This is a genomic window from Jhaorihella thermophila, assembly GCF_900108275.1.
Lineage (GTDB): Bacteria > Pseudomonadota > Alphaproteobacteria > Rhodobacterales > Rhodobacteraceae > Jhaorihella > Jhaorihella thermophila.
Window position 1 is genome coordinate 1 of record NZ_FNVD01000045.1, and the last position, 6,358, is coordinate 6,358.

At 64.7% G+C, this 6,358-nt stretch carries 7 protein-coding genes and 1 pseudogene; 2 read left to right on the plus strand and 6 right to left on the minus strand.

Going from position 1 to position 6,358, the window contains the following annotated elements; all coding sequences use genetic code 11:
* The first annotated feature begins 209 nt into the window (after positions 1-209).
* On the plus strand, positions 210-683 hold the full coding sequence (locus tag C4S70_RS18050; RefSeq protein ID WP_146064269.1) for a hypothetical protein: 474 nt from the start codon (positions 210-212) through the stop codon (positions 681-683).
* Positions 684-703: 20 nt separating this feature from the next.
* Here C4S70_RS18050 and C4S70_RS18055 read toward each other — a convergent pair whose 3' ends face one another.
* The 3 genes from C4S70_RS18055 to C4S70_RS18065 are packed head-to-tail and all read right to left on the minus strand — an operon-like array spanning position 704 to position 2,625.
* Positions 704-1,336, minus strand: coding sequence for a DUF6441 family protein (locus tag C4S70_RS18055; RefSeq protein WP_104009477.1), 633 nt, complete (start codon positions 1,334-1,336; stop codon positions 704-706).
* A 6-nt stretch (positions 1,337-1,342) separates the two neighbouring features.
* Complete coding sequence (locus tag C4S70_RS18060) at positions 1,343-1,654, minus strand: head-tail joining protein (protein WP_104009478.1); 312 nt, start codon at positions 1,652-1,654, stop codon at positions 1,343-1,345.
* Positions 1,654-2,625, minus strand: a complete 972-nt coding sequence (locus tag C4S70_RS18065; RefSeq protein ID WP_200822815.1) for a major capsid protein — start codon at positions 2,623-2,625, stop codon at positions 1,654-1,656. Before C4S70_RS18065 ends, C4S70_RS18060 begins: the two co-directional genes overlap by 1 nt.
* Before the next feature lie 114 nt (positions 2,626-2,739).
* Here C4S70_RS18065 and C4S70_RS18575 point away from each other — a divergent pair, with 114 nt between their 5' ends.
* Positions 2,740-4,470 (plus strand): AAA family ATPase, encoded by a 1,731-nt coding sequence (locus C4S70_RS18575; RefSeq protein ID WP_160114912.1) that lies wholly within the window; start codon positions 2,740-2,742, stop codon positions 4,468-4,470.
* Between the two features lie 6 nt (positions 4,471-4,476).
* Here the strand turns inward: C4S70_RS18575 and C4S70_RS18085 are convergent.
* The 3 genes and pseudogenes from C4S70_RS18085 to C4S70_RS18095 all read right to left on the minus strand — a co-directional run.
* Positions 4,477-5,614, minus strand: a pseudogene (locus C4S70_RS18085) (phage portal protein); the annotation flags it as partial.
* Positions 5,615-5,827: a phage head-tail joining protein gene (locus C4S70_RS18090; protein ID WP_104009482.1), complete on the minus strand. Its 213-nt coding sequence runs from the start codon at positions 5,825-5,827 to the stop codon at positions 5,615-5,617. It lies immediately after the preceding pseudogene.
* Positions 5,828-5,830: 3 nt separating this feature from the next.
* Positions 5,831-6,358 (minus strand): terminase gpA endonuclease subunit (locus C4S70_RS18095; RefSeq protein ID WP_200822814.1); only part of this gene is annotated, 528 nt, incomplete at its 5' end.

Here is a 6,358-nt window from a genome sequence, read left to right on the forward strand (position 1 = left end):
GAGCGCTCCATGGAGAAAATCCCTGCCAAACTACACCGCACAGGGACTCGCAGATCACACGCTCACAAGGAAGGTGGGGTCGGAGCAACGCTTACCTTTAAGCCGGAGCATTGGAGCGCGCAGCCAGAACCCGTAGTCTGGTTCGCGCACGAATGTGGTAGGTTTGTTCCGGTGAGTGACATGGCTCTATTGAACTTGGGAGGTGACCTATGCCGTTTTCATTTGCTGAACGTGAGCAGCGAGCTCTTGAAGGCCCTGTGTCTCTGATCCAAGAGTTCCTCGATCAACTCAGGACTCTTTTGCGAAGCATTGTGCGCGAAACTGTTGAAGGGTTTGACTTCAGGCCAGACCTTGGAGCGGAGCGCGGACTGATCGATGGTGCGTTGGCCGATACCGAAGAACGCGGCTACTTCGAGCGCGCATCGGAAGGCATCTACAATGCCAATTTGGAAGATACCGGCCTGACGGGCAGAAGCCTCTCGGCCAAATTCGGAGTTCTCGAGGCTCTCAGCGAGCAGCTGCGCCGAGGGCTGCGAAAGGCACTGAAGTACATTCTGGATATGGTGAACGCCGTCGTGGGTTCAATTAAAGCGGCGCTTGGGCCGGCGGGCGTTGTTGCCGATGCGATTGCCGAACTCAAAGACATGATTAAGGCCAAGATTGATATTGCCAACGGCTGGTAGCTCACGGAGGAGGTTCGATATCATCGCACTCGCCTTTCGACCCACTTCGCCACGATCAGCCCCGGCACGCTGTCGAGCGCCCGCTCGGCATCGCGGTCCAGATCGAGCCGCTTCGGCAGTTTGACCTGCGGGACCAGCAGGAAGATCGGGACGGTGGCGCGGCCCCGGCCGGTCTTGGAGCGGGAGGCGACACCGAGGCCCTTGGTGTTGAGCCGCCCGTCGGCCACCAGCAAGCTCGGGCCACGCCGGCGATAGACGAAGCGCAGGCGTATTCCCCTCCGCCGTTCCCATTCGCCGGGGGTCAGCTTCGCCCTGCGCCGCCCCTTGCCGGCGGCGGGAAGTGGAATTGCCAGCCAGAAGCCGTCGCGGGAGCGGATCAGCGGGCCGGTGTCATGGGCGCCGACGATGACGGGCGCCTTGGACCAGACCAGAGCGGCAGCGTTCAGGCTTTCGCCGGCCTTCGGGTAGGTCTGGCTGCGGATCGAGTTGGCGAGCCGCCGCCCGAGCCCCGCGCCGGTGATTTGACCGCGCCAGGCGGTCTTGAGCCCGGTCCCGGCCTCGCGCATGGCGGCTGTGACCGCCTTTTCGCCCGCCTTCACCTCGGCAGCCATGGCCACGACGATATCGGGGGTGATGTCGAGCTGCAGCTTTATTGCAGGTCACGCCGGGCGCAAATCGACGGTCCACACCAGCCGTTCGCGGTCGCGGACGGGCTCGCCCTGGATCAGGAACGCCTCGCCGTCGATCTCGATCCGATCGCCGGGGCGTGGCGTTGGAACTTCGGCCACGCGCAAGTCCAGTCGCGTGGTCTCCGACCAGAGACGCGCCTCGCCGAGGCCCGTCACCTCGTCCGGCCGCCGCAGAATGGCACGCACCAGCACGGGCGCGCCGCCCTCGGCGGTGTAGACCACGTTGCGGCCGAGATGCGGATCGGCGAAGAGCGCCTCCACCGCCGCGGCAAAGACGCTCATCAGTTGCTCGAGAAGATCCGCACTGCAAGCCGCGGGCGCTTGTTCACGGGCAGGATCGAGGCCTCGGTCTTGACGTCGATGGCGCTGCCGTCGGGCCGGGCGAGCTGGCGGGCGTAGATCGGCAGGCCGACGGTGTTGACCGTCTCGACGAGGTTCGCGGGCGCGCCGTAGGTGACGAAGGTATCGGTAGTCCCCAGCGGAAAGGCGATGCCCTCGCCGGCGGGGATCAGCGTCTCGGTCGCGCCGGTCGAGAGCGTGACGGTGGCGCCCAATTCCTCGAAGACGATGCCGCCAAAGGGGAAACGCCGGCGGGTGTCCTCGCGCAGCGGCTGGGCGCCGGTGGAGGAGAAGTACTTCCACGCGTCCTCGACCTTGGCGTGCCCGATCAGCTTGTCGAAGAACTCAGGGCTGACGAGCGCCAGCACGCCCGACATGGTCTCGCCCTTGAGTTCGGTCTCGACCTGGCGCAGCACGGCGCGGATCTTCGCCTGCACGTTGGTCGAGGCGGTTCCCAGCACGAAGTCGGTCTCGAGCCGGGTGATGCCGAACTCGGCGAAGTAGTCGTAGAGCGTGGCGCCGGCGCCGTCGCGGACGATGCCGCGCAGCGCATTCACCTCCATGAACTCGCGTGTCTGGGCGTGCTTGATGCGCATCCGCGTGAGCTTGCGCTCCATGACGGTGGCCAGCGGATCGGCGGCATCGGCCACGCCGAAGCCCCGCACCCCCTGGATGTCCTGCGGCGTGATCACGTCGTCATGGGGGATCCAGGGCACGGTGAAGGAGCGCATGGTGCGGGTGTCGCGCCCGGCGACGGTGGCCGGGCCGCCCAAGGGCACGGTGGGCAGGAGGTTCAGCACTCCCTCGGCCTGCTCGATGATCACCGAACGCTGGGTGATGCCCTCGAAGCGGAAGAGGCCCATCTGCCCGAGGCGCGAGTAGACATTGGGCAGGATGTTGATGGCCTCGGTCATCTCCGCGAGCGTGTAGCCGCCCGTGTCGAACGGGTTGGGCGGGGCGCACAAACACACGTTGGTTGCTTGACGCCTCCATCCACGCGACCCAAGATTGCGCGGAAGGAGGCAGCGGTGAAGCTACGGCAGGTAACGATCAGGAATTTCAAGGCGATCGAGGACACGACGCTCGATCTTGCCGATTTCAATGTCATCGTCGGCGCGAACGGTTCCGGCAAGAGCTCCGTCCTTCAGGCCCTGCACTGGATGTTGCAGTCGGCTACCCATCGGCAGGTGCGTCCTCGCAGGGAAGGCGGCGAGACCATCTCCGAGCGGGACGCCCTCTACATGCCGACAAGGCAATACAGAAATGCCGGACACGGACAAGAATACGGCAACAAGGTCGGCTCGCCACAACTTGATCTTGAAATGAAGGCGGACTGCGGTGGAGATAAACACCTCAAAGCCAAAACCTGGATAAAGTCGGGGAGAAACGAGGGGATCAAAGTTCACCTGCCGGCGGAAAACGAACTGATACAAAAGATACGGGCCGAAAAGCGCGAGATCAGCGCCTATATCCCTGGCCTGGCGGGAATATCACTTGAAGAGGAAAAGCGCGTACCTGTAATCGTTCGCCGCCAGGCTGCAGCAGGCGACGCAAACACTGTCTTGCGAAATATTCTTCACCTCATGCAGAAAAGGGACGGCGGCGGGACGGACGACCTTGAGCGGCTGCAGTCCTTTGTTTCGCGTGTGATGGGCGACTTGACCTTAAAGGTCGAATTCGATGAGAACAGGCATACGCATATTGTTGCGGAGTTCCAGACCGCCGAGATGCGAGAAGCCGACCCGAAGCGCTTCAAGCCGCTGGAATTGGCGGGTATCGGGTTTCTGCAGGTCATTCAGATCTTCGCCTATCTCATCTATTTTCGCCCGGTTCTGCTTTTGGTCGATGAACCTGATGCGCATCTTCATCCCTCGACACAGGAGAAGCTGATCAACATTCTGGCCGAGGCCGCGCGTGAATTCGACACTCAGGTCATTCTGACCACACACAGCCCTTCCGTGGTACGGGCGCTGCCGGCCGACGCGCGCGTGATCTGGATGCGGGATGGAAATGTCGACCCGAACGGCGACACGACCGGTCGGCAGATGATGGGCTGGGGCCTCTTGGACAAACGCATCCTCCTGCTAACCGAGGACTCGAAGACGAAATATCTTCGGCTGCTCCTCTCTCAATGGCCCGATCTTGAAAGGGCGGTTGCGATCTGGCCGCTGCATGGCTCGGGCAAGTTGCTTGATCCGGAGGGGTGCGCGTCTTTGCAAGCATTGTTTGGAGACTCAATGACGATTGTCCTTCATCGAGATCGCGATTTCATGATGCCGAACGAAGCCCAGGTTTTCGCCGACCATTATAGCGAGAAAGGAATCGAGGTCTGGCTGACGCGCCATAGCGACACTGAAGCCTACTGGTGCGATGCAAGGGTGATTGCCGCGCATTTTGACGCCGACGCCGCTGCAGCGGCGGAATGGTTGGACGCGGCAGTTCAGAAATCGAAGGAAGGAAATGCGGACGTTGAGTGCCGAAACAGCAAGCGCCACACAATCCGCAATCAGCCGCCCTTGAAGAAACCCGCAGAGAAGGGAGAACTTGCGCATGCATCGGACCACGATGTGGTAAGTGTGTATTCGACGCATGGGCAGCAGCACGTCATTCTTGGAAAAACGCTTCTTTCCAGGATTCGAGAGCATGCTCAGACCCAAGGCGCGCCAGAAAGTTCATCCTTCGGAAACAAGATTCCCCAGAATCTTGCGAATCCGATTGCGCCTGACCTCAAAGACTTCCTGCGACCCCTTCTTGCCTGACAGGCCGTCCATCCAGCGCGCCCAGACCGGGCGGCAGAGCGGGTCAACCATCACCGCGTGCTGGTAGGCCTCGACCCGCCGGCGGAACTCCAGAAGCGCCAGCCGCGAGTTCGAGTAGTTGGCGCGCACCATGTCATTCGTCAGATACGCATACGGCACCCCGAGCGCGGCCGAGACCTGCAGGAGCGTGCGATACTGGAAGGGCTCGTAGGTCTGGCCCACATCGGCGGGACTCGAGGCCTGGATTTCCTCGCCGGGCGCCAGCATCGTCACGCTGCCCGGCTGCAGATCGAGCACCCGCGCGCCGTCCTCGTCGCTCTCGGCGGCGTCGAACGCCTCGGCCGGCGCCGGGGTGGTGATGAAGAGCGCATGCATCGCCGCGACCTTCTTCCGGTCGAGTTCGGCGTCGTCGTACTGGTCGAGGAGGAACAGCTTCGCCACCGCCGGCGCGAAGCGCGACACGCCCCTCAGCTGCCCGGCATCGACCGGATCGACCACATGCACGATCTCCGAGGCCGGGATACGCACCGTCTCGCCGGCCAGCCCCGGATCGGTCACGTCGCCCGGATGGCGGCGCAGGAAGTGATAGGCGACGCGACGGCCCAGCCAATCGAACTCGATCCCCTGCCGGATCGCCCCGCCGCCGGGCAAGGGCTCGCTGCGGGAAAGCGGCAGCATCTCCGAAGGGATCATCTGCAGCTGCAGGGGCACCGCCAGCCCGTCCTCGGGTCGGCGCGGGCGGAAGCGGAAGAACACCTCGCCCGCGATGAACACCTCACGCGCGGCACGCCGCTGCAGCCCGTAGAAGTCGGTCAAACCCTCGGCATCCGCCTCGTCGGTCCAGTCGAGCCAGAGCCTTTGCACCCGCGCCTTCATCTCGGCATCGGCGATGAGCGAGGAGGGCTTGATCCCGGCGCCCACGACGTTGCCGGCCCAGCTTTCGACGGCGTTAACCGCATAGCCGTTGTTGCGCGAGAGCCAGCGCGCGCGGGCGGTGATGTCGGCCCCGCCCGCCGCGATCAGCGTGTTGAGATGGGCGCGCGAGGGCTGGAAGTGCCTGAGCCGCCGCCCGCGCCTCTACGGCATCGAAGCCGCCGACGAGGGCGCCGATCCGCCGGCGCAGCTGGCCGAGCGCGCGCCGCATTCAGAGCCCCTTGCTGGCAGTGGCCCGCACGATGCGCCGGCGCCGGCCGGCCGTGGCATCGGCGATGCGGCGTTCGATATCGGCGAGCGCCGCGGCCATCTCGGCGTCCGTGGCATAGGTGATGCGCCGTCCCTCCACCTCGACGGTGCGCACGCCGCGATAGCGCGCCTCGAGAAGCGCCTCGCGCCGGGCGATCAGGTCATCGACAAGCATGGCTCACCCCATGTAGCTCGAGCGGAAGACGCGCCGCGCGCGCCGTCCCGGTTTGCGATGGATGCGGCCCGCGGGCGCCTGTCCCTCGGCCCGGTCCGGTTCCGTGCCCCTGATGCCCACCTGCTCCTCCAGGTCGGCCCATGTCGCCTCGCCCCAGCGATCGGCGCCGGCGATCCAGGCGGCGGCGCGGGCGTAGACCCGGCAATCCAGCGCCTCGTTGCGCTCGCGGATCTTCTGCCATTCGAGCCTGGCGAAGCCGCGCCGGTTGCGGACCGTCACCAACTGCTCGGCCACGAGCTGCCGGATCCATTCGGCATCCGCCCAGCCGGGCAGATGCACCGTGCCGGGCGGGTATGTGGCGCCTTCCGCCAGTTCCTCGACCGTCGGCCGCGCCAGCCGCAGGAAGCGGTAGGTCTCGGCCTTGAAGGTGGACACCGCCACCGTCCACAGCCGCGCGCCCCGGCGCAGGCGTTTGCCGGCGATGGTGGCATCGACATAAGTCGGGCCCGTCACCGGCGTCGCCCGGTTGAA

Coding starts and splice junctions, on each gene's coding strand:
- C4S70_RS18065 (WP_200822815.1), bottom strand. CDS start 2,625: ATGACCGAGGCCATCAACATCCTGCCCAATGTCTACTCGCGCCTCGGG.
- C4S70_RS18050 (WP_146064269.1), top strand. CDS start 210: ATGCCGTTTTCATTTGCTGAACGTGAGCAGCGAGCTCTTGAAGGCCCT.
- C4S70_RS18090 (WP_104009482.1), bottom strand. CDS start 5,827: ATGCTTGTCGATGACCTGATCGCCCGGCGCGAGGCGCTTCTCGAGGCG.
- C4S70_RS18060 (WP_104009478.1), bottom strand. CDS start 1,654: ATGAGCGTCTTTGCCGCGGCGGTGGAGGCGCTCTTCGCCGATCCGCAT.